Raw genomic sequence first — 19,620 nt, 5'->3', positions numbered from 1 at the left:
TGATTGCACCATCCGTGCCGGGTGCTTGCACGCCTGGTGCACTAGCGGGCGAGCCCAGATGTCTCCTCCAGCACGTCCGCGCGGCCCGCGACCTCCAGGCGGGCACGGCCGCCCTCGCGAAACGGGGCCGAGGCGGCGGCGCGCACCACCAGCGCCATGCCCGCGCAGGACACGGTGAAGTCCACGTGCGCGCCCCGGAACGCGCGCTCCAGCACCTCCGCGCGCAAGGCGCCGCCCACCGCGACGCCGTCCGTGTCGGGCACGAGCCGCAGTGCTTCCGGGCGCAGGGAGAGCATCACCTCGCCGCGCGCCTCCGTGCTCAGCGGCAGGTTGCCCAGCGCCGTGCGCGCGACGCGGCCGAAGCCTGAACCGGGCAGCAGGTTGGTGCCGCCCAGGAAGTACGCGGCGAAGGCGCTGCGCGGCGCTTCGTAGACGGACTCGGGTGTGCCTTGCTGTTCCACCGTGCCCGCGCGCAGCAGCACCAGCCGGTCCGCGAAGGCCAGCGCGTCCCCCACGTCGTGCGTGGCGAAGAGCACCGCGGCGCCTCGCGCCTTGAGCACGCGGCGCCACTCTCCGAGGATGTTGGCGCGCAGGCCGGCGTCCATGCCGGCGAAGGGCTCATCCAGCACCAGCAGCTTCGTGCCAGAGGCCAGCGCGCGCGCCAGCAGCACGCGCTGCCGCTGTCCCCTTGAAAGCGTTCCGCAGGCGCGCGCCTCCAGGTCTTCAAGCTGGAACAGCGCCAGCATGCCGCGCGCGTGCGCCAGGCCTTCGCCCTTGGGCTGCACGCCCATCACCACGTCGCGCACGGTGAGGCCGGACTCGAGCTCCGCGTCGTGGAGGACGCGGCGCAGGGGGCGCTGCTCGGGGGGCACGAACACGTCCGGCCCGGCGACCACGCGGCCCGCGAGCGTGATGGTGCCGGACGTCGGTTGCTCCAGGCCCGCGACCAGCCGCAGCAGCGCCGTCTTCCCGGAGCCGGAGGTGCCCATCAGCGCCACTGCGTCGCCCGGCTCCAGCGCCAGCGACACGTCCCGCACCGCCGGGGCGGCGGCACCGAGGAACTTCAGGGTGAGGGCATCGAGCGAAAGGAAGGCCATGACGGCGGGCACACTACGGTGCGGCACCGGCCGGGCCAAGCACCGGGTCCCATCGCTGGGGACTGCCGGACGACGCGGACGTGGCTCCCCAGCTCGAATGGCCCGAGCCCCGGGCGTCCCCGGAGCCCACCTCCCGCCCGGCCCGGTCCAAACCTGTCCGACTGTCGGACAGGTTCGTGCGGTGCGCTCCGCGGAGGGGAATCCCAGCGAGTGCTTCCGCGCCGTGGGATTAGGCTCTTCGCCCTTCCCCTCTTCCGGGAGTCCCCATGTCGCGCCTGCTCGTCGCTTGTGCCGTCCTGTTGGGAACCGCGTCCTTCGCCCAGGCCCCCGCTGCCCCTCCGCCGCAGCCCAAGGCCGTGGCCGCCCCCGCCGCTCCGGAGAAGCCCAATCCAATCAAGGCCTCCGCGGAGCGCACCCAGGCCGCGCTCGCCCAACTGCCCAAGGCCAAGCCCGAGGACGTGAAGTCCCAGGACGCCATCCTCAAGGCCCTCTACGACGTCATCAGCGGACCGGCGGGCGCGCCTCGAGACTGGCAGCGCTTCCGCTCCCTCTTCTATCCGGGCGCCCAGCTCATCCCGCTGGCGAAGCCGCCGGGCGCGACCACGCTGGCGGCCCGCCCCATCACCCCGGACGACTACGTGACATGGGGCCAGGAGAGCACCGCGACGCACGGCTTCTTCGAGAAGGAGATTGCTCGCCAGACGCACGCCTTCGGCGCGCTGGTGCAGGTCATGAGCACCTATGAGGCGCGCGGCACGCAGGACGGGCCGCTCATCGCCAAGGGCGTCAACAGCATCCAGCTCTTCAACGACGGCCAGCGCTGGTGGGTCATGAACATCTTCTGGATCGACGAGAAGACCGCCGGCCTCACCGTGCCCAAGGACCTCACCCAGAAGTAGCCGCTCCGCACCAACAAAGAGGGCCGGGTCCCGGAGCGCGCATCGAAGCGCGTCCCGTGCCCGGCCCTCCCGTGTTCCTACCGCCTGGACTCAGCCTTCCGAGCCGGGCTCACCTTCCGGGCCGGGCGAGCCAGCCGAGCCGGACTCGTCCGCCGGAGCCTCCGGTGAAGCCTCCTCCACCGGCGCGCCCTCCGGGGAAGCCTCGGCGCCGGACGCCTCCACTGGCGAGGTGGCCTCCGTCTCCTCGTCCTCGGACTCCTCGCCTTCGGGCAGCTTGGAGATGGCCATCACCTTCTCCTCGCCGTTCTCCAGCGCGATGAGGCGCACGCCCTGCGTGTTGCGGCCGATGACGGAGATCTCCTTCACCTTCATGCGGATGAGCATGCCGCCGTTGGTGACGAGCATCACCTCGTCGCTGTCCTTCACCTGCACCACGCCCACCACGCGGCCGTTCCGCTCGGTGGCCTTGATGTCGATGATGCCCTTGCCGCCACGGCCCTGCTGCCGGTACTCGGCGCCTTCGGTGCGCTTGCCGTAGCCGTTCTCCGTCACCGTGAGGATGGCGCTGCTCTGCTCCGCCGGCGCCTGGCCCTCCTCCGGCTCCTTGTCCAGGAGGTCCGCGCCCACCACCTCGTCGCCGTCCTCCAGCGTGATGCCCTTCACGCCGTAGGCCTGACGGCCCATGGAGCGCACGTCGTCTTCCTTGAAGCGGATGCTCATGCCCGTGGCCGTGGACAGGAGGATGTCCTTGGTGCCGTCGGTGATCATCACGCCCACCAGCTCGTCGCCTTCGTCGATGCCCAGCGCGATGATGCCGCTGACCCGGACGTTCTCGAACGCGCTCAGGTCCGTGCGCTTCACCACGCCCTTCTTCGTGACGAAGAAGACGTAGCGGTTCTCCGGGAAGTCGCGCGTCACCAGCACCTGCGCCAGCCGCTCCCCTTCCCCGAACTGCACCAGATTCACGATGGCCTTGCCGCGCGACGTGCGGCTGCCCTGCGGAATCTGGTGCACCTTCAGCGAGTACAGCTTGCCCTTGGTGGTGATGGGCATGAGGTACGCGTGCGTGCTGGCCACGAACACCTTGGTGACGAAATCGTCCTCCTTCGTCCCCGCGCCCGTCTTGCCGCGCCCGCCGCGCTTCTGCGCGCGGTACTCCGACAGGGGCGAGCGCTTCACGTAGCCCGTGTGCGACAGCGTGACCACCATCGTCTCTTCCGCGATGAGGTCCTCGCTGGTGAGGTCATCCACCGCGCCGGTGATCTCCGTGCGGCGCTTGTCGCCGTAGCGCTCGCGGATCTCCATCAGCTCCGCCTTGATGACGGAGAGCAGGCTCTTCTCGTTGGCGAGGATGTCGCGCAGGCGCGCGATGTCGCGCACCAGCCCGATGAGTTCCTTGAAGAGCTCCTCGCGCTGCAGGCCGGTGAGGCGCTGCAGGCGCATCTCCAGGATGTTCTGCGCCTGGTCCTCGCTGAAGCCCGCGCCCTCGTACTTGTGCTCCAGGCCGCCGTAGGCCGGCTCCTCGTTGCGCGCGCGGCTGACCAAGAGCTCCATCTGCGCCTTGGCCTTCGCGTAGTCGATGCGGTCCAGGTTCTGGAAGCGCTCGCGCGTGTACAGCTCCGGCGACAGGATGTTCATCAGGCCCCAGCGCGCTTCATCCGGGTCGCGCGACGCGCGGATGAGGCTGACCACCAGGTCGATGAGGTCCTGCGCGACGAGCAGGCCTTCCACGATGTGCATGCGCGAGAGCGCCTTGCGCAGCTCGTAGCGCGTGCGGCGCGTCACCACGTCGCGGCGGTGCGCGATGAAGCGGTCCAGCAGCTCCTTCAGGTTGAGCGTGCGCGGCTGCCCACCGTCGATGGCCAGCATCACCGCGCCGAACGTCGTCTCCATCTGCGTCATGGAGAAGAGGTTGTTGAGCACCACCTGGGAGATGGCATCGCGCTTCAGCTCGATGACGATGCGCATGCCCTGACGGTCGCTCTCGTCACGGATGTCGCTGATGCCCTCCAGCTTCTTCTCACGCACCAGCTCGGCGATCTTCTCGATGAGCCGGGCCTTGTTCACCTGGTAGGGGATCTCCGTGACGATGATGGCCTCACGGTCGCCCTTCTTGTTCGTCTCAATCTCCGTGCGCGCACGGATGGTCATGGACCCGCGGCCCGTCTCGTAGGCGCGGCGGATGCCCTCGCGGCCGGTGATGATGGCGGCGGTGGGGAAGTCCGGGCCCTCGATGAACTCCATCAGGTCCAGGACGGTGCAGTCCGGGTTGTCGATGAGGTGCAGCGTCCCGGTCACGACCTCGTTCATGTTGTGCGGCGGGATGTTGGTGGTCATGCCCACCGCGATGCCGCTGCTGCCGTTGACGAGGAGGTTGGGGAACTTGGCGGGCAGGACGAGCGGCTCTTCCAGCGAGTCGTCGTAGTTGGGGCCGAACTCGACGGTCTCCTTGTCGATGTCCGACAGGAGGTCCTCCGCCAGCCGCTCCATGCGCACTTCCGTGTAACGCATGGCCGCCGGCGAGTCGCCGTCCACCGAGCCGAAGTTGCCCTGGCCGTCCACCAGCAGGTAGCGAAGGCTCCACTCCTGGGCCAGGCGCACCATGGCGTCGTAGACGGAAGAGTCGCCGTGCGGGTGGTACTTACCGATGACGTCACCCACCACGCGCGCGCTCTTCTTGTAGGCGCGGTTGTGGAGGTTGCCCAGGTCGTTCATCGCGAAGAGGACGCGACGGTGGACGGGCTTCAGGCCGTCGCGCACGTCTGGCAGCGCGCGGCCGATGATGACGGACATCGAGTAGTCGAGATACGAGCGGCGCATCTCGTCTTCGATGTTGATGGGAATGAGCTCTCCAGCGCCGCTCGACGGAGGAGGCGCGGGGGGCGTTGCCGGCGTGTCGGTGGTGTCGTCAGCCATGGGCTCTGGAAGGTGCGGACGGGCCCCTCACGTGGGGGGCTCCGCCCGATGGGAGAGTGTTCGTAACCCCCGGATTTCCCTCAGTCAATAAGGGAAACAGGGGGGATTCGCCCCGGCTGCCCGCCCGCCCGGTTCCAGGGGTCGGAAGAGGCCTTTCCGGGGCACCCGGATGGAACATCCGGGCGGTGCGTTTTCAGCCCCACCGGAGGCCGTTTCCGGGCCCGTTTTTCAGGCCTTGGGGCGGAGGTTCGCGGCCAGCCGTTCGGCCTCCGCGCCCACACCGCCCTCGGGGTCCTTGGCCTTCGCGGTTTCGAACGCGGCGAGCGCCCCTTCGCGGTCGCCGCGGAGCTTCAGCGCCACGCCCACGTTGAGGTGCGCGGCGGCGTTGTCGCGGTCCATGGCGAGCGCCTCGCGGAACAGCGTGAGTGCCTGGTCCACGTCACCCGACAGGAGCGCCTCGCGGCCCGCCTGGACACGCTTGTCCGCGTCGTTGACCAGCTCCACCTCGAACACGCTCTTGCCCACGACGTTGGCCACGAGCACGCGCAGGATGCCGCCCCAGTAGAAGGACAGGCCCTCCGCGGCGACGACGGCGGCCAGGGGCAGGTCGGGCAGCAGCTGCTTGCCCCGGAACTTGAAGCGGACCTTGGTGTAGCGGCCCTTGTTGGTCCAGTGGACCAGCTCGCCGCGGAGCTTCTTGAAGCCAGCCTCCAGTTGGGCCGGGTCGATTTCGAAGGGCAGCACGCGGCCCTGCGGTTCGCCAGCGGGCAGGCTCTTGGGCGCGGCCTCGCGGGGGTCCACCTCCGGGCTGGAGTCGAAGACGGGCTCGGCCTCCAGCACGGGGGGCTTCGGAGAGGACGCGGAGGCGCGGCGGGGCTCGACCTTCTCCACCTTCGCCTTCACTGGCCGGGCCGGTGTCTTCGCGGGCGCGGCGGGGCGCGCGGGCTGCTTCTTGGCCTTCGCGGGGGACTTGCGGGATGCCGTCTTTGCCATGAGGCCACTCTAAGCGACCCACTCCCCCGCCGCTCGTGAAGTCGTGCGAAGACGGCCTCGCTAGACAGGGCCTGGACGGTGGCCCCAGACGCCCACCATGAGGCTGGGCACCAGCACGCCGCCGTTGGAGCGCAGCTCGGCGGTGAGGCGGGCGGCCAGCGTGTCGATGTCCACCTCCATGGCCAGCGCCACGCCCAGCCGCTCCATGTGGGGCAGCAGCGTGCGCACGGTCTCCACCAGGGCGTGCGTGGTCTCCGCGTCCGGCGTCACGCCCAGCCGCCCGCCCACCACGCCGTCATCCACCACCAGCCCGGCCCGCCGCAGCGTGGACACCAGCTCCAGGCCCATGTGGACCTTGATGCCCACGCGTTCGCAGGTGGGCAGCATCCAGTTCCAGACGCGGTTGAACAGCGGCAGCTTCGGGTGCGCCAGGCCCATGGCCGCCAGCTCCAGCTCGTGCAGCGCCAGCACGCCGCCGGGGCGCAGGTGCTCCGCCATGCGGCGGACGAACGTCACCGGGTCCGGCTGGAACATCAGCACCAGCCGGCCGACGATGGCGTCGAAGGGGGCGCCGACAGGCAGGGACTCCAGGCTGCTCTGCTGGAAGCGCACGTGGGGCAGGCCCAGCACTTCGGCGCGGCGCTGGGCGCAGGCGAGGACGCGGGCCTCGCGATCCACGCCCACCACCTCGCCCGTGGGGCCCACCAGCTCCGCGGCGAGGAAGGACACGTCCCCCACCCCGCAGCCCACGTCCAGCACGCGCATGCCGGGCCTGAGGCTGGCCCCGCGCAGCACGCCTTCCGTCAACGGCGCGTACACCTGGGCCTGGAGCATCAGCCGTCGCAGCTCCCGGTCCTCGTTTCCCTGGACGTACTCCGCGGCGGCACTGGTTTCTTCGACACGCATGTGCGACTCCGGGGTTGGAGACGACGCGCACGGTCGCAAGCCCTGGCGTTCTTCGCGCCCTCCCGCCGGTGCCTGGGCAATGACAGGCATCCGCCCACACCTGCGACCCCAGGGCAGGCCTGGCGTTCACTCCCGGACGCCCCCGCCAATGACAATCCAGCCACGAACAACTCCCCACCCTTCCGTCTGTCATTCTTCAAGCCATTGAACGACCCTCCCTCCCGGCGGATGGAGACCGGACGCCAGGAAGGGAGGCCCGACGCATGTCGCGACAGCAGCCCCAGGTCCGGTTCCACGACGATCCCCTGCTATTCATGGAGCAATCGCTCCCCGCTGGGGGTGACGCGCTCTGGCTACCCGGGCGGCAGCTCTGCGTCGCGGAGCCGGCGGCGGCCAAGGCCGTGCTCGTCAATGGCGGCGGGCTGTACGAGGAGCACGCGGACTTCTTCCAGACCGCTGAAGGCATGCTGGGTCCCCGCGCCGTGCAGCAAGAGATTGGACGGGAAGCCCGGTCGCTCTTGAAAGCCTTTCTCGCCTCGCGCGCGGAGCTGCTCCCGGAAACACTCCGCCAATCCCTCTCACCCACCAGCGAATGGCCTCACGCAGGCAACCGGCTGATGTACCGGCACCTCGCGGACGCGCTCGTGGCCCCCGGCAGTCCGGAATCGCTGCGGAACATCGTGGGCGCGGTGGTGGAGCGCGCCGTGCTGGCCGGCGTCCGGGAGCGCACCTCCTGGTGGACCCGATGGCGCTTCCGTCGGCGCGTGCGCCGTGAGCTGGTCCACGCCATCCGGGCCCGGCGCGAGCGGCGTGGCGCGGCGCCCTCCGACCTGTTGGACGTCGTCGTGCGCGCGGCGGACGTCCACGCGTCCGAGGCGCTCCTGGCGGAGGTGTTCCTGTCCTGCGTGTTCGCGGTGACGGGCTCGGTCGGCTTCGCGCTGGGCTGGTCGCTCTACCTGTGGGGCACGCATCCGCGTCCGGACGCGGATCCGTCCGGCGTGGTCCGCGAGGCGCTGCGGCTGTGGCCGGTGGCCTGGATGCTGTCGGTCCGGCCGGCGAAGGCCCACGCCGTGGCGGGCGAGGATGTCACGCCCGACGACACGGTGGTCGTCTGTCCCTACCTGGTCCACCGGCACCCGTCGCACTGGCAGGAGCCCGAGTCCTTCCGGCCGGAGCGGTGGGACGGCGTCCGGTCCCCGCCGGCGTTCATCCCGTTCGGCTGGGGCACACACACCTGTCCCGCCGCGCTCCTCTCCATGGAGCTGGTGGAGGACGTCCTGCGCATCCTGTCCCGCACCTACCAGTGGACGGTCACCGCGCATGGAGCCCGCCCCCACTTCGGTCCCGCGCTGGCGCCGCCGCGCTTCACGCTGAGCGTCCGGCCGCTTCCCCTGTAGCAACCCGCAGAAGGAGGTAATGCCCATGAAGAAGCTGGCCCGTGCCCTGCTGACCGCGCTGTCCATCCGCCGCAAGGACTCCAAGTACATCTGGGTCATGTACCGCAGCATCTGACCTCTTCCGGAAGGAGGCGGATCCCGTCCGCCTCCTTCTCCAGGGGAGTCCCCATGGACGCGGCACCCGAGGAGCCGGACTTCGTTCGCGAGCTGCGTGCGCGGTGTGCCGCGGAGGGCGGAGTCCTGTGGATCCAACCGGATGAGCTGGGCGTGTTCGAACCCGAAGCCGCTCGCGGATTCCACGCGTGCCACTTCGCCGACCTGTCCCTGGCGGACAAGCTCAGCGACGTCGTGCGAGGCCGCCAGAGCGAGCCCTTCTCCTGGAAGGACATTCGCGCCGCGTGGCTCACCCAGCTGCGGCGGCTCTCGGATGGAGAGGGGCTGCGCCAGCTCGAGGAGCGCATGGTGGCGCTGCTGGAGGCCCGGCTGGACCGGCCGCTGGACCTGATGTGGACCGCGCATGAGGTCGTCACCGGCTCGCTGCTGCCGGTGGTGGTGAAGGCCCTGCCCGCGGCGGACCTGGCGCTCGTGCAGCGCGACCAGGAGTTCAAGCTGCGCCGGCTGCTGGGCGCCGGAGGTTCGGGCGCGACGCGATGGGAGGAGCTGCGCTTCGTCCTCGGGCAGGTGCGCAGCGGGAACGCGGTGCGCCGCGAGTTGCGTGGACGCGCCTCCGGCCGCCGTCCCCGTCAGGCGGACCTGCTGGACCCCATCGTGGAGCTACTGCCCACGCTGGGCGTGGACCGCGCCGTCGACGCCGTCACCGCCGTCATCACCGCCATCGCGGGACCGCCCGGCGCCGCGGCCGCGAGCCTGCTGTACGAACTGACGCATCAGCCGGAGCGCGTGGCCCCGCTGGTGGAGGAGCTGGCGCCGCTGTCCGCGGCGGACTTCCTGGAGGACCCCACCCGCACCGCGCCCGCCACCCACCGCTTCGTCAAGGAGGTGCTGCGGATGTGGGGCCCGCCCATGTTCATGACGCGGGAAGCGACCGGAAACCTCCAGGTCGCCGAGACCCGGCTCAAGAAGGGCCAGCGCTTCATCGTCAGTCCGTACCTGCTGCACCATGACCCGAAGCACTGGAACGCGCCGGACACCTTCGCGCCGGAGCGCTGGCTCCCCGAGGCACCGCACGGGGCCTGTCCCCGGTCCAGCTACGTTCCCTTCGGCTGGGCGCCCACGGCGTGCATTGGCGCGGGGCTGGGCACCGCGCAGCTCATGCTCCTCTGCCGGCTCCTGATCCTGCGCTACCGCATCCAGCTGAAGGACCCCGGCGCGGTGCGGATGCGGCTGGCCGCGGTGCCCATGCCCGTGAACTTCCAGGGCACGCTCGTCCCGCGCTGAACACCGGACACCGGGACTTCCGGGTGAAGCACCGGCGAGGTGCACGGCGTGTGGGTTGTCGCGCGACGAAGCCGTGAAACAATCCGCGCCCTCCCCCACCAGGAAGAGCGCATCCATGACGCGTGTCCGGCCCGTCCTCCTCTCCGCCCTGCTGTCTGCCTCCCTCGTCCACGCCGCGCCCGCCGTGCCCGCCGCGGAAGGCGCGTGGCCCCGGGTGCGCAAGGAGCGCCTCCAGAAGCTCTTGCCCCAGGCCATGGCCCGCGCGGGCGTGGACGCGTGGGTGGTGCTCTGCCGCGAGAACGACAACGACCCGCTCGCCGCCCACGTGGGCGGGGAGAACGCGGGAGGCACCGCCGCGTTCCTGTTCCTGCGCGACGGCGACACGCTGCGCTCCACCGCGCTCTCCCCCGAGGGAGAGGCCACCGCGCTCCGGGACATGGGCGTGGTGGACGAGGTGGTGGCCTTCGAGCGCGGCGCGGACGTGAACGCGCTCATCGCCGCGCGGCTGTCCAAGGCGAAGCCGGCGAAGGTGGCCATCAATTCGTCGGAGCGGATGTCCATCGCGGACGGGCTGTCCGCCACGCAGCGCGCGAAGCTGGAGGCGGCGCTGTCCCCCGCGCTGCGCAAGAAGCTGGTGTCCTCCGAGGACCTGGTCTCCGAGTGGCTGTCCGTGAAGACGCCCGAGGAGGTGGACATCATGCGCAAGGCCGCGGACATCACCGCGAAGCTGGAGGAGGAGGCGTACCGCACGGTGGTGCCCGGCAAGACGCGGGACTCGGACGTGGCGCGCTTCCTCAAGAAGCGCATCGCGGAGCTGGGCGTGGGTGACGGGTGGCAGCCGGACCAGAACCCCAACGTGAACAGCGGGCCCACGCGCGGGCACTCGAACGCCACCGACCGCGTCATCCAGCCGGGGGACTTCATCCAGACGGACTTCGGCATCCGCGTGGGTGGCACGTGGGTGACGGACATCCAGCGCTTCGCGTACGTGCTGGCGCCGGGCGAGAAGCAGCCTCCCGCGGAGGCGCTGGCGAAGTGGGAGAAGTCGAAGAAGGGCAGCCGCATCGCGCTCGCGGCGATGAAGCCCGGCGTGCGCGGCTACGACGTGGACAAGGCCCAGCGCGACTGGATGCGTGAAGCGGGCTCCGAGCCCGTGATGTGGGGCACCGGTCATCCCGTGGGCTACTGGGCCCACGACGCAGGCCCCGCCCTGTCCGGCGCGGCGTCCGGCAAGCCGCCCGCGGGCTCCGCGCTGCGCAAGCTCCAGCCCGGACAGGTGTTCGCCTTCGACGGCTTCTACGCGTGGAAGGACGGCAGCAGCCCGGACGCGCTGCGCATCCTCTCCGTGGAGGAGATGGCCGTCATCACGGAGACCGGCGCCGAATACCTCAACCCACCCCAGGAGCAGCTCATCCTCATCCCGTCCCCTGTCACGCCCTCGAAACACTGAGAGCCCTGATGGGCCCGCCACGCCCACACCCTACGACGGGGGTGGTCTCGACCCCGCGACTTGCCCGGTGGGGTGTGGCGCGCGGACGCGCGGGCTCGGATACACTCGTGCGCATCGGCGCGCCACTCAGGCGCTGGAGGACCGCCCATGCCAACCGTGCTGGTCATCGACGATGACCTCTTCGTGCTCGCGACCGTGGGCGACACCCTTCGGGGTGCGGGCTACACGGTGCTCACGGTGCAGTCCCCCGTCGAGGCCTTCCACCTGGACCTCTCCGGCATCGCCGCCATCCTGTGCGACTACAACATGCCGGACATGAACGGCTCCGACGTGCTTGTCGCCATGCGCGAGCTGCAGGAGTGCCGCGCGCCGTTCATCTTCCTCACCGGCCACTCGGATCTGGATGACCTGCTGCCCGTGGCCATCCGCTACGGCGCGGAGCTGCTGCCCAAGCCGGTGGATCCCGCGGAGCTGACGCGGCTGTTGCGCAAGCAGATCGCCGCCTGAGCCGTTCCGCGCGCATCGGGCCCGTGCGACTCAAGGTCCTCACCCTGAACGTGGCACACGGTGCGCCGTTCGCCGTGCCCATGCCCTTCCTGCGGCGGCGGTCCGCGCTGCTGGGCACGCTGGACCGGGTGGCGGCGCTGCTCGCGCGAGAAGGCGCGGACGTGGTGGCGTTGCAGGAGGCGGACCGCTCCAGCCTCTTCAGCGGACGGGTGGATCAGGTGGCCCGCATCGCGGAGCAGGCCGGGTATCCGCACGTGCATCACGGCGTGCACTCCGGCGTCCCCGGGTTGTTCGCGCAGGGCACCGCGCTGATGAGCCGGCTGCCGCTGGAGTCATGCGACACTGCGCACTTCGGGCGCGACCGGCGCGTGGACAAGGGCTACGTCGTGGCCACGCTCTCCGGAGAGTACGGACCGGAGCTCGTGTCCCTGCACCTGGATCCGTTCTCCTCGGCGGTGCGGCGGCGGCAGGTGGACCAGCTCGTCCACGCTTTGCGCCAGCGGCCACAGCGGCCTCGCGTGGTGATGGGCGACTTCAACGCGGAGGACGTGGACGGTCCCGTGGTCCGCCTGTGCGCGGAGCTGGGACTGCACACGCCCTCCGAAGGCGAGCCCACGTATCCCGTTCCGCACGCGCGTCAGCGCCTGGACCAGGTGCTCATCTCCCACGCCCTGCGCTTCACCCGCTACGAGCGTCTGCCCGCCGCCGTCTCCGACCACCACGCCGTGGTGGCCGAGCTGGTGTCCTGATCAGCCGAGCACGGCGACGAGCTGACGGCACTGCGCGAGCAGCGTGCCGTCCTCCGCCCAGAGGAGCTGGGTCTCCTCCGTGTAGCCGTCCGCCGCCTGGCGCGAGCGGCCGGTGCGCAGGAAGTGCGCGTCTGGCGCGACGCCCTTCACCGGGAACGGCTGGAAGAACTGCACGCTGAAGTCCACGGACGCCGCCGCGCGGAAGCCGTCCAGCCGCGACAGCACGGACGGCGGATACGCATCCATCAACCCCACGCACAGCGCCGAGTCCAGCGCCGTGGGAACGCGAGGCCGCAGCCACCCGCCCACCTCCGCCTCGAGCCCGCCCGAGTACGGCGCCGAGCCCACGCAATAGCGGTACTCGAAGAAGCGGCAGAAGTCCGGCATGGGCACGTCGTCGGGGACGGGCGTGAGCGCCCCGGGCGCGGGCACCTTGGGCATGACGAAGTCCATGTACTCGGGGGCTCCACCGCGAGCGGCGCCGAAGGTCGCCGTGGCGACGGCCACCACCACGCCGCCGCTCTCCACCCGCGCGGTGGCGTGGGTGACGAACTTGCCGGCGCGCTCGATGCGCGTGTGCAGGTCCGCCACGCCCTCCGCCGCGGGCGAGCAGAAGTGCACGGTGAACGAGCGCACCTGCCTGTTGGCGTCGTTGAGGTGGTGCTCCAGCGCGCGCAGCACCTGTCCCGCCACCACGCCGCCGTAGGCGCCCCGGCCCTGATACCAGGGCGCCTCGTAGCGCGAGCGGTAGTGCCCGGGTTCCAGCGGTTCAACAAGGGTGGCAGCGAGGAAGGGCGCGGTCATGATGCACCGCATCCTAGTGTCCCCGGCATGGATGTCCCGGGGAACTCCACGCCCGGCCGGCTGGCACTACCAGACGAGCTCACGCAGCGTGGTGCCTTGACTGACGGGCACCCACTGGAGCACGCGCTTGCTCAGCCGGGGGTAGGGGCATTCCGGTTCAGCGATGAAGAGGAAGCTGAAGGCCTCCCCGCCAGGACGCACCTCGGTGGTGGAGAGGAGCGTCTCCGGTCCCTTGCCATCATTATCGGAGAAAGCGACCGTGAGATCCGTCCTCTCCGACGGCGGCTCCAGGTCGCCGGGGAGGGTTCCCGTCGGCGTCAGGGGCCTGGCCAGAATCCAGCTCAGGGGAAGGTCCACCTCCAGCCGGTCAGGAGCGATCCACCGGACGGGAGGAAGCGACGTGTCCTTGCGGTCGGGCGGCTGGAGCCAGGTGGCCACGGGCTTTCCATCGGCGGTGCGTGCCACGCCCAACCGCACCGGACGCGCGGAACCCGCCTTCCCTTCGCGCCACCACAGCTCCAGGTGATCCGCCACGAGGATGGCCTTCACGCGGGTGTCGGTGGCCGGCACCGGATGGTCGTCCTGGAGCGACGCGATGAGCGTCACCGCGTCGCCCTTGCGCAGCCACTGCACCTTCAGGTTCGCATCCGAGGGGCCTCCCCAGTCCTTCGAGCCCCAGCTCGGCCAGACCGGCGCGGGGGGCGCCGGAACCTTCGTGCCGGAGGCGAGCATCGCGGCGGACCGCACGGGGGGCGACTCTTGGCCTGAATCGATGTCGCCGCCGTCCGTGGGCGTGGCATTGCCCGCTTCGAAGGAGATGCGCTCCGCTTCCTGCCGCACCAGGTCCACGACCTGGATGTGGTGCTGATCCAGGGTCCTGCTGCTCGTCAGCAGCGGCCCCTTCTTGTCGAAGCGGAGGAATGCCTCTGCCCGGAAGCCCGTCGGGGCGCTCATGCCAACGAGCAGGAGCTTCAGGGGATTCACCGCGCTCGGGAGGAGAGCCCTCGGGCACTCGGCGAACCCGGGGCCCAGCCCCTGGCCGCGCAAGGCAAAGCGCTCACCGGTGGCGAGCCCCACCAGGATGACAGGCGCGGTGGTGACCCATTCCTTGGGTGTCTCGAAGACGTAGCAGGCGACGTCGTCCTCCTGGCCATCCCCATCCAGGTCCACCTGGAAGCGCTCGCGGACGAAGGCCTTCTCCGCCTTCACGCGCGCATCGAACCAGGCACCGAAGGACTGGGGAGCCGAGGCGGCCGCAGTGGCCGCGACGAGGAGACCGAGCAACGAAAACCCATGGAGCGTGTGCATGAAGGACCGTGGCTCAGCCCTGGTACGACTCGTCCTGTTCGATGCGGCTGAGCACCCAGTCGAACTCGCCGGAGGTCACGCGCGCCTGGCAGTGCGTGCAGTGGCCCGCCATGTTGATGGACAGCGGCGCGCCGCACGACGGGCACTGCTTCTGAGTGGAGGGCTTGCCCTGCACGCCCCGGCCGCGGATGAGCGTCCAGTACTCGCTGTAGGCGCGCTCGCGGGAACGGCTGCCACCCACGACCTGTCCGTCCCGGTCCCGCACCGTGTAGTCCAGGCTGGAGGCGAACACGCGCAGGGTGACGGCGTCGAAGTACTCATCCCGCGTCACGCGCGCGAGCACCATGTTCGTGATGTGCGCGTTCTCCGTGATGTTGCGCAGGCCCGCCGCACGGTAGGCGTTGATCCAGTACAGCTGCGTCTGGAAGAGGTTGTCGCTGAGGAAGGGCCGCATGCCCTTCCACTCGCGCGCGGCCCACGCGGTCTGCATCTCGTGGAAGATGAACTCCAGGCGCTTGCGCAGCGCCAGCGGCGTCGCCTCCGGGTCGTCATGCAGCAGCGCGTTCAGCCGCTCCTGCGCGCGCGAGTCCTTCACGGTGGGCAGCTCCGTGCCCTGCTCCTCCGTGGTGCCGGTGAGCTGCGGGCCGCGCCGCTCGCGCTCCTGCGACGCCACGCGCGTCACCACCCAGTCGAACTCGCCGGTGTTCACCACCGTGTCGCAGTACGAGCACTTGTGGCCGTGCACGGACTCCAGCGGCGCGCCGCAGTTCGGGCACTTGAACGCACGCGCGTCCTCGGGCGCCCGGGACTTCGCGGACGCGTCGCGCTCCAGCAGCCACTCCTCCGCGACGTACCAGCTCTGCTCGGAGCCGGAGGTGACCTCCGTGTAGTTGGCCTCGAAGCGCAGGACGACGCGGACGCGCCGGCTGTTCGCGCTCACGCCCTCCACGGCCTCGTAGGTGACGGCGCCCACCACCACGGCCTTCACCGCGTCCGGGGTGCCCAACTGCTGGAGCGAAGCGATGGCGCCGTCGGACAGCCAGCCGCCCAGCGTGTCCAGGCGTCCGCCGCCGCGCGCCTCGTGCACGCGGGCGAAGAGCGAATAGACGAAGTCCTCGAAGAGGACGATGGAGAACTCCGGATCCAACGGCTGCGTCGACCCGTCCGAACCCTTGGGCCCCACGCGGGCCAGGCGCGCGAGCTTCGTGCGCAGCGAGCCCTGGCGCTGGGGCGGCGGAGGCGCATGGGGCGTGGTGGTGCTCCAGTCCTTCTCACTCGCGCCCGTCTTCAGGTTCATGACGACGATGGCCACCACGCCCATGACGACGATGAGCAGGCAGAAGCCCCCGAACGCTCCACCGCCATCCGAGGATGACGAACCGCTGGAGCTGTAGGAGCGAGGGCCGGAGCTGTACGAGGACCGGCTGCTGCTGGAGCCGAAGGAGGACGATGAGCTGCGGCTGCTGGAGCTGGACGAACTGCGGCTGCTCGACGAACTGCGGCTGCTGGAGCTGGACGAACTGCGGCTGGAGCCCCGGTAGGTGCTGCCGCCACCAGGGCGCGCCTCGGCGTCCGGGAGGGAGGCCAGGCCCAGCCCGAGGAACAGCGCGACGGCGAGGAGGAGGACGGAGTGGGCGCGCCTCACGCCACGGCTCCGGGCATGTCCGGCAGTTCGTTCACGTCATCCTCCAGGCGGGGCAGCACGCGCGAAAGCGGTGCCTGGATGCGGCGCAGGGCCTGGAGGAAGGGCTCGGGCGCGGTGGACGCGGACAGCGCGGCGGACAGCTGCGTGAGCGCGTCCTGCCACTCGGCGCCCATGAGCGAGGTGTCCACGCCGTAGTCGGTGACGACCTCCACGCGGCGCTCGAGGAGGGAGACGAACACCAGGATGCCGGTGCGGCGCGACGTGTGCGAAACGCCCAGCTCCGTGAAGGCGGCCTTCGCGGCGGTGCGCACGGAGTCCTCCTGGAGCTTGCGCGGGGTGAGCGCGCGGCGCAGCGACGGCAGCAGGCGGCCGCCCATCACGCCCGCGGCGTAGGACAGGAGCACCACGGGCGGGAAGGCGAAGAGGTGGACCTCCTGCGGGATGAACAGGAGGACCAACAGCATGACGAAGGCGACGGCCGCGCCCAGTCGTGCATCGGTGTGGGCGTAGTCGCCGGAGACGCGGCGCACGGACACCACGACCTCCGCGGCGGTCTGGGACTCAATGGCCGCGACGGCTTCCGCGGCCTGGGTGCGTGCGGCGTCTTCGAGGAAGGTCGTGGCCATCGTGGGCAGGCACTATAGCCAACCCACGCGACACGCTCCTACGAGGGCAGCTCCCAGCCGATGGTGTGCTGGCCGTGCTTCTTCAGCGCGGCGTTGGTGGTGCTGTACGGCTTGCTGCCGAAGAAACCCTTGCTGGCGGACAGCGGCGAGGGGTGCACGCCCTCCAGGACGACGTGGCGCTTCGCGTCGATGAGGGCCTTCTTCTTCTGCGCGGGCTTGCCCCAGAGCAGGAAGACGACGGGGTCCTCCTTGGCGCTGACGGCGCGGATGACGGCGTCGGTGAAGGGCTCCCAGCCGTGCTTCGCGTGGCTGTTGGGGGAGGCCTGGCGCACGGTGAGCACGGTGTTGAGCAGGAACACGCCCTGCTTCGCCCAAGGGATGAGCGACCCGTCGCGAGGCTTCGGCGCGCCCACGTCGCTGTGGAGTTCCTTGAACATGTTCACGAGCGAGGGAGGAGGAGGCACGCCGGGCTGGACGGAGAAGGCGAGTCCATGGGCCTGACCGGGGCCGTGGTAGGGGTCCTGGCCCAGGAGCAGCACGCGCACGTCCGCGTAGGGCGTGAAGCGGAACGCGGAGAACACGTCCTCCTCCGACGGGAACACGGTGTGTTCCTGGCGCTCCTTGCGCACGAATTTCTCCAACTCCGTGAACGACGGAGCGTGGATGGCGTCCTGCAGTACTTCCTTCCAGTCCTCGGGCAACCCGTCCGCCAGGCTCATTGTGTCCCTCCGTGGGCCGCACCCTAGACCAGCGCGTGCGTTCTGAGGCGGCCCGCTTAGGGATTGGGGCTCCCGGCATCCAGCCACTGGGATGGAAACGAGGGCTGCGGCTCGCCCCAGGAGGTGTCTCCCACGGGGATGGACGGGTCCGAAGGGCCGGTGGGTACACCTGCATCGGTGCCGCCAGGGACGAGCGGTCCATCCGGCTCGCCATCATGGAGCCGCCGCAGGATGCATCCGTCCGACAGTCGGACCGCGTAGGTGGCGCCTCCGTCCAGCAGCAGCCCGCTGGGTTCACAGGCGCGCGGGTCCAGGTCCATGCGAATGAAGACGATGTCTCCTTCACGGAGGATCCGGATGAGGTGGGCCTCCCTCCTGCTCCAACAGGGCTGGCCTTCCTGTTGGCGGGGAAGGAAGTCATCGGCCGCCACAACCATGGCCCGAAGCAGGCTGCCCTCCAGCGAGTACGGCTGCCCCGGCGCCCCGATGGTCAGCGCCTCTCGCGCGAACATCTCCGGGAAGACGATGGAGCGGTCCTCCGACGCCAGCGAATCGGACGGACTCGTCTCGCGTCGCATGCACCCGGCGCATAGGACCACGCCTACGAGCAGCAGCCGCTTCATGGTCCGGGCTCGGGCCGCACGAGGTCCGGGTCGAGCACGGTGGAGGACGCGCAGCCCCCAAGCCAGCACACCAGGCAGCACCACCAGGGACCGCGCATGGGCTGGCACTCCTTCCCCGAAAACGGAGGGCGGATGACCGCCCCTGGGCGGCATCGTGCCGGAACGCTGCACCGGAAAGCGAGCAGGCACTCAAGGCGGGAGCTTGGGGCCCGGGCCGGAGCGCGCTAGCCTTGCTCCCGCCATGACGATGTACACCGAGTCGCTCCGCGCCTTTCTCAAGCCCGTCCTCCCCTACCTGGACGACGAGTCGGTGTCGGAAATCATGATCAACGGCCCCACCGACGTGTGGATCGAACGCAAGGGCCGGTTGATCAAGACGGATGCCTTCTTCTCCGAAGAAGGTCTGATCGGCGCCGCGCGCAACATGGCCCAGTTCGTGGGCCGCCCCCTGTCCGAGGAGCGACCCCGCCTGGACGCGCGCCTGCCCGACGGCAGCCGCATCCACGTGGTGATTCCGCCCATCGCGCGCAACGGCACCACCATCTCCATCCGCAAGTTCTTCAAGGACAAGCTGACCATCGACTCGCTGTTGAAGTTCAAGTCGCTGACCAAGCCCATGGCGCGCCTCATCGAGGCCGGCATCGCCACCAAGCTCAACATGCTGGTGGCCGGCGGCACGGGCTCCGGCAAGACGACGCTGCTCAACATCGTCTCGTCCCTCATCCCGGACGAAGAGCGCATCCTCACCATCGAGGACTCCGCCGAGCTCCAGCTCAACCAGTCCCACATCGTGGCCTTCGAATCCCGCCCCGCCGACAAGTTCGGCAAGGGCGCCGTGGACATGGGAGACCTGCTGCACTCCGCGCTGCGTCTGCGCCCCGACCGCATCGTGGTGGGCGAGGTGCGCGGCGGCGAGGCCTTCCACCTCATGCAGGCCATGAACACCGGCCACGGCGGCTCGCTGGCCACCACACACGCGAACACGCCCACGGACACGCTGCGCCGCATCGAGTCCCTGTGCCTCATGTCGTCCGTGGAGCTGCCCATGGTCGCCGTGCGCGCCCAGGTGGCCAGCGCCATCAACTTCGTCATCTGCTGCGAGCGCCTCCACGACGGCAGCCGCAAGACGATTGCCCTGTCGGAGGTGCTGCCCCTCAACGAGAAGGGCGAGTACCGCACCCAGGACATCTTCGTCTTCACGCCCGTCGCCAAGGACGAGCACGAGAACATCCTGGGCTACCACGCGCCCACCGGCATCATCCCCAACTTCATCCAGAAGGCGCGCGCGTACGGCTTCGACGACCTGGATGACGCCTTCTTCGACCCGGCCACCTACGGAGTGCCGCCCCCGCCCAGCTTCCACGTGGGCGAGGCGTACGCCCTGCGCTGGGCCCCGTCCCTGAAGCACCGCGAGCAGGGACTGCCGGACCCCGCGCACTTCAAGGAGGACTGGGCGAAGTTCGAGCAGGTGCTCCGCAACGCGGCCCCGGACGGCCCGGTCGCCGGACCCAAGCCCGCTGCCACCCCGCCCAAGCCCCTGTCTCTTATACAATCTCCGAGCCCACGAGACATGCGCAGAGCGC

The 19,620-nt window shown here is 70.2% G+C and carries 17 protein-coding genes; 7 read left to right on the top strand and 10 right to left on the bottom strand.

Going from position 1 to position 19,620, the window contains the following annotated elements:
* Window positions 1–41: 41 nt before the first annotated feature.
* Window positions 42–1,097 (bottom strand): ABC transporter ATP-binding protein, encoded by a 1,056-nt coding sequence (locus D7Y21_RS14405; RefSeq protein ID WP_121713844.1) that lies wholly within the window; start codon window positions 1,095–1,097, stop codon window positions 42–44.
* Between the two features lie 266 nt (window positions 1,098–1,363).
* Between D7Y21_RS14405 and D7Y21_RS14400 the strand changes: the two genes are divergently transcribed.
* Window positions 1,364–1,996, top strand: a complete 633-nt coding sequence (locus D7Y21_RS14400; RefSeq protein WP_120562351.1) for a nuclear transport factor 2 family protein — start codon at window positions 1,364–1,366, stop codon at window positions 1,994–1,996.
* 90 nt (window positions 1,997–2,086) lie between these two features.
* Here D7Y21_RS14400 and gyrA read toward each other — a convergent pair whose 3' ends face one another.
* From gyrA to D7Y21_RS14385, 3 genes are all read right to left on the bottom strand, one after another.
* Complete coding sequence (gyrA, locus tag D7Y21_RS14395) at window positions 2,087–4,912, bottom strand: DNA gyrase subunit A (protein WP_120562352.1); 2,826 nt, start codon at window positions 4,910–4,912, stop codon at window positions 2,087–2,089.
* Window positions 4,913–5,140: 228 nt separating this feature from the next.
* Window positions 5,141–5,905, bottom strand: coding sequence for a tetratricopeptide repeat protein (locus D7Y21_RS14390; protein WP_120562353.1), 765 nt, complete (start codon window positions 5,903–5,905; stop codon window positions 5,141–5,143).
* 60 nt (window positions 5,906–5,965) lie between these two features.
* Window positions 5,966–6,811: a class I SAM-dependent methyltransferase gene (locus D7Y21_RS14385; RefSeq protein WP_158627287.1), complete on the bottom strand. Its 846-nt coding sequence runs from the start codon at window positions 6,809–6,811 to the stop codon at window positions 5,966–5,968.
* 263 nt (window positions 6,812–7,074) lie between these two features.
* On the opposite strand from D7Y21_RS14385, the gene D7Y21_RS14380 reads away from it, so the two are divergent.
* The 5 genes from D7Y21_RS14380 to D7Y21_RS14360 all read left to right on the top strand — a co-directional run bounded on the left by D7Y21_RS14380 (window position 7,075) and on the right by D7Y21_RS14360 (window position 12,312).
* A complete protein-coding gene (locus tag D7Y21_RS14380; RefSeq protein ID WP_199735422.1) occupies window positions 7,075–8,208 on the top strand; it encodes a cytochrome P450 in 1,134 nt (377 codons plus the stop codon).
* 168 nt (window positions 8,209–8,376) lie between these two features.
* Window positions 8,377–9,606: a cytochrome P450 gene (locus tag D7Y21_RS14375; RefSeq protein WP_121713806.1), complete on the top strand. Its 1,230-nt coding sequence runs from the start codon at window positions 8,377–8,379 to the stop codon at window positions 9,604–9,606.
* Between the two features lie 115 nt (window positions 9,607–9,721).
* Entirely contained in the window at window positions 9,722–11,056 is a 1,335-nt protein-coding gene (locus tag D7Y21_RS14370; protein ID WP_120562356.1) for a Xaa-Pro peptidase family protein, read from the top strand.
* A gap of 147 nt (window positions 11,057–11,203) precedes the next feature.
* The gene (locus tag D7Y21_RS14365) at window positions 11,204–11,563 is read left to right on the top strand and encodes a response regulator (protein ID WP_120562357.1); all 360 of its coding nucleotides are present in this window, start codon (window positions 11,204–11,206) and stop codon (window positions 11,561–11,563) included.
* 23 nt (window positions 11,564–11,586) lie between these two features.
* Window positions 11,587–12,312 (top strand): endonuclease/exonuclease/phosphatase family protein, encoded by a 726-nt coding sequence (locus tag D7Y21_RS14360; RefSeq protein ID WP_121713804.1) that lies wholly within the window; start codon window positions 11,587–11,589, stop codon window positions 12,310–12,312.
* On the opposite strand, the gene D7Y21_RS14355 is transcribed toward D7Y21_RS14360, so the two are convergent.
* From D7Y21_RS14355 to D7Y21_RS14330, 6 genes are all read right to left on the bottom strand, one after another.
* Window positions 12,313–13,116 (bottom strand): acyl-CoA thioesterase II, encoded by an 804-nt coding sequence (locus D7Y21_RS14355; protein WP_121713840.1) that lies wholly within the window; start codon window positions 13,114–13,116, stop codon window positions 12,313–12,315.
* A 66-nt stretch (window positions 13,117–13,182) separates the two neighbouring features.
* Window positions 13,183–14,424: a hypothetical protein gene (locus D7Y21_RS42690; protein WP_233612100.1), complete on the bottom strand. Its 1,242-nt coding sequence runs from the start codon at window positions 14,422–14,424 to the stop codon at window positions 13,183–13,185.
* Between the two features lie 13 nt (window positions 14,425–14,437).
* Window positions 14,438–16,069, bottom strand: coding sequence for a TIM44-like domain-containing protein (locus tag D7Y21_RS14345; protein WP_121713802.1), 1,632 nt, complete (start codon window positions 16,067–16,069; stop codon window positions 14,438–14,440).
* On the bottom strand, window positions 16,066–16,695 hold the full coding sequence (locus tag D7Y21_RS14340; RefSeq protein ID WP_121713800.1) for a TPM domain-containing protein: 630 nt from the start codon (window positions 16,693–16,695) through the stop codon (window positions 16,066–16,068). Before D7Y21_RS14340 ends, D7Y21_RS14345 begins: the two co-directional genes overlap by 4 nt.
* 38 nt (window positions 16,696–16,733) lie before the next feature.
* Window positions 16,734–17,414 (bottom strand): uracil-DNA glycosylase, encoded by a 681-nt coding sequence (locus tag D7Y21_RS14335; protein WP_121713798.1) that lies wholly within the window; start codon window positions 17,412–17,414, stop codon window positions 16,734–16,736.
* A gap of 56 nt (window positions 17,415–17,470) precedes the next feature.
* Window positions 17,471–17,992, bottom strand: a complete 522-nt coding sequence (locus D7Y21_RS14330) for a hypothetical protein (RefSeq protein ID WP_147469280.1) — start codon at window positions 17,990–17,992, stop codon at window positions 17,471–17,473.
* A 286-nt stretch (window positions 17,993–18,278) separates the two neighbouring features.
* On the opposite strand from D7Y21_RS14330, the gene D7Y21_RS14325 reads away from it, so the two are divergent.
* On the top strand, window positions 18,279–19,620 hold a 1,342-nt coding region (locus D7Y21_RS14325; protein WP_233612099.1), incomplete at its 3' end, for a CpaF family protein.

Source organism: Corallococcus sp. AB045 (assembly GCF_003668895.1).
GTDB classification, from domain to species: domain Bacteria; phylum Myxococcota; class Myxococcia; order Myxococcales; family Myxococcaceae; genus Corallococcus; species Corallococcus coralloides.
The sequence above is the reverse complement of the archived record's forward strand: the minus strand, read 5'-3'. Positions and strand labels throughout refer to the sequence as shown.

Excerpts from the sequence above, each read along its gene's own strand:
- D7Y21_RS14405 (WP_121713844.1), bottom strand. The coding sequence starts at position 1,097 with ATGGCCTTCCTTTCGCTCGATGCCCTCACCCTGAAGTTCCTCGGTGCC.
- D7Y21_RS14400 (WP_120562351.1), top strand. The coding sequence starts at position 1,364 with ATGTCGCGCCTGCTCGTCGCTTGTGCCGTCCTGTTGGGAACCGCGTCC.
- gyrA (WP_120562352.1), bottom strand. The coding sequence starts at position 4,912 with ATGGCTGACGACACCACCGACACGCCGGCAACGCCCCCCGCGCCTCCT.
- D7Y21_RS14390 (WP_120562353.1), bottom strand. The coding sequence starts at position 5,905 with ATGGCAAAGACGGCATCCCGCAAGTCCCCCGCGAAGGCCAAGAAGCAG.
- D7Y21_RS14385 (WP_158627287.1), bottom strand. The coding sequence starts at position 6,811 with ATGCGTGTCGAAGAAACCAGTGCCGCCGCGGAGTACGTCCAGGGAAAC.
- D7Y21_RS14380 (WP_199735422.1), top strand. The coding sequence starts at position 7,075 with ATGTCGCGACAGCAGCCCCAGGTCCGGTTCCACGACGATCCCCTGCTA.
- D7Y21_RS14375 (WP_121713806.1), top strand. The coding sequence starts at position 8,377 with ATGGACGCGGCACCCGAGGAGCCGGACTTCGTTCGCGAGCTGCGTGCG.
- D7Y21_RS14370 (WP_120562356.1), top strand. The coding sequence starts at position 9,722 with ATGACGCGTGTCCGGCCCGTCCTCCTCTCCGCCCTGCTGTCTGCCTCC.
- D7Y21_RS14365 (WP_120562357.1), top strand. The coding sequence starts at position 11,204 with ATGCCAACCGTGCTGGTCATCGACGATGACCTCTTCGTGCTCGCGACC.
- D7Y21_RS14355 (WP_121713840.1), bottom strand. The coding sequence starts at position 13,116 with ATGACCGCGCCCTTCCTCGCTGCCACCCTTGTTGAACCGCTGGAACCC.
- D7Y21_RS42690 (WP_233612100.1), bottom strand. The coding sequence starts at position 14,424 with ATGCACACGCTCCATGGGTTTTCGTTGCTCGGTCTCCTCGTCGCGGCC.
- D7Y21_RS14340 (WP_121713800.1), bottom strand. The coding sequence starts at position 16,695 with ATGGCCACGACCTTCCTCGAAGACGCCGCACGCACCCAGGCCGCGGAA.
- D7Y21_RS14335 (WP_121713798.1), bottom strand. The coding sequence starts at position 17,414 with ATGAGCCTGGCGGACGGGTTGCCCGAGGACTGGAAGGAAGTACTGCAG.
- D7Y21_RS14330 (WP_147469280.1), bottom strand. The coding sequence starts at position 17,992 with ATGCGACGCGAGACGAGTCCGTCCGATTCGCTGGCGTCGGAGGACCGC.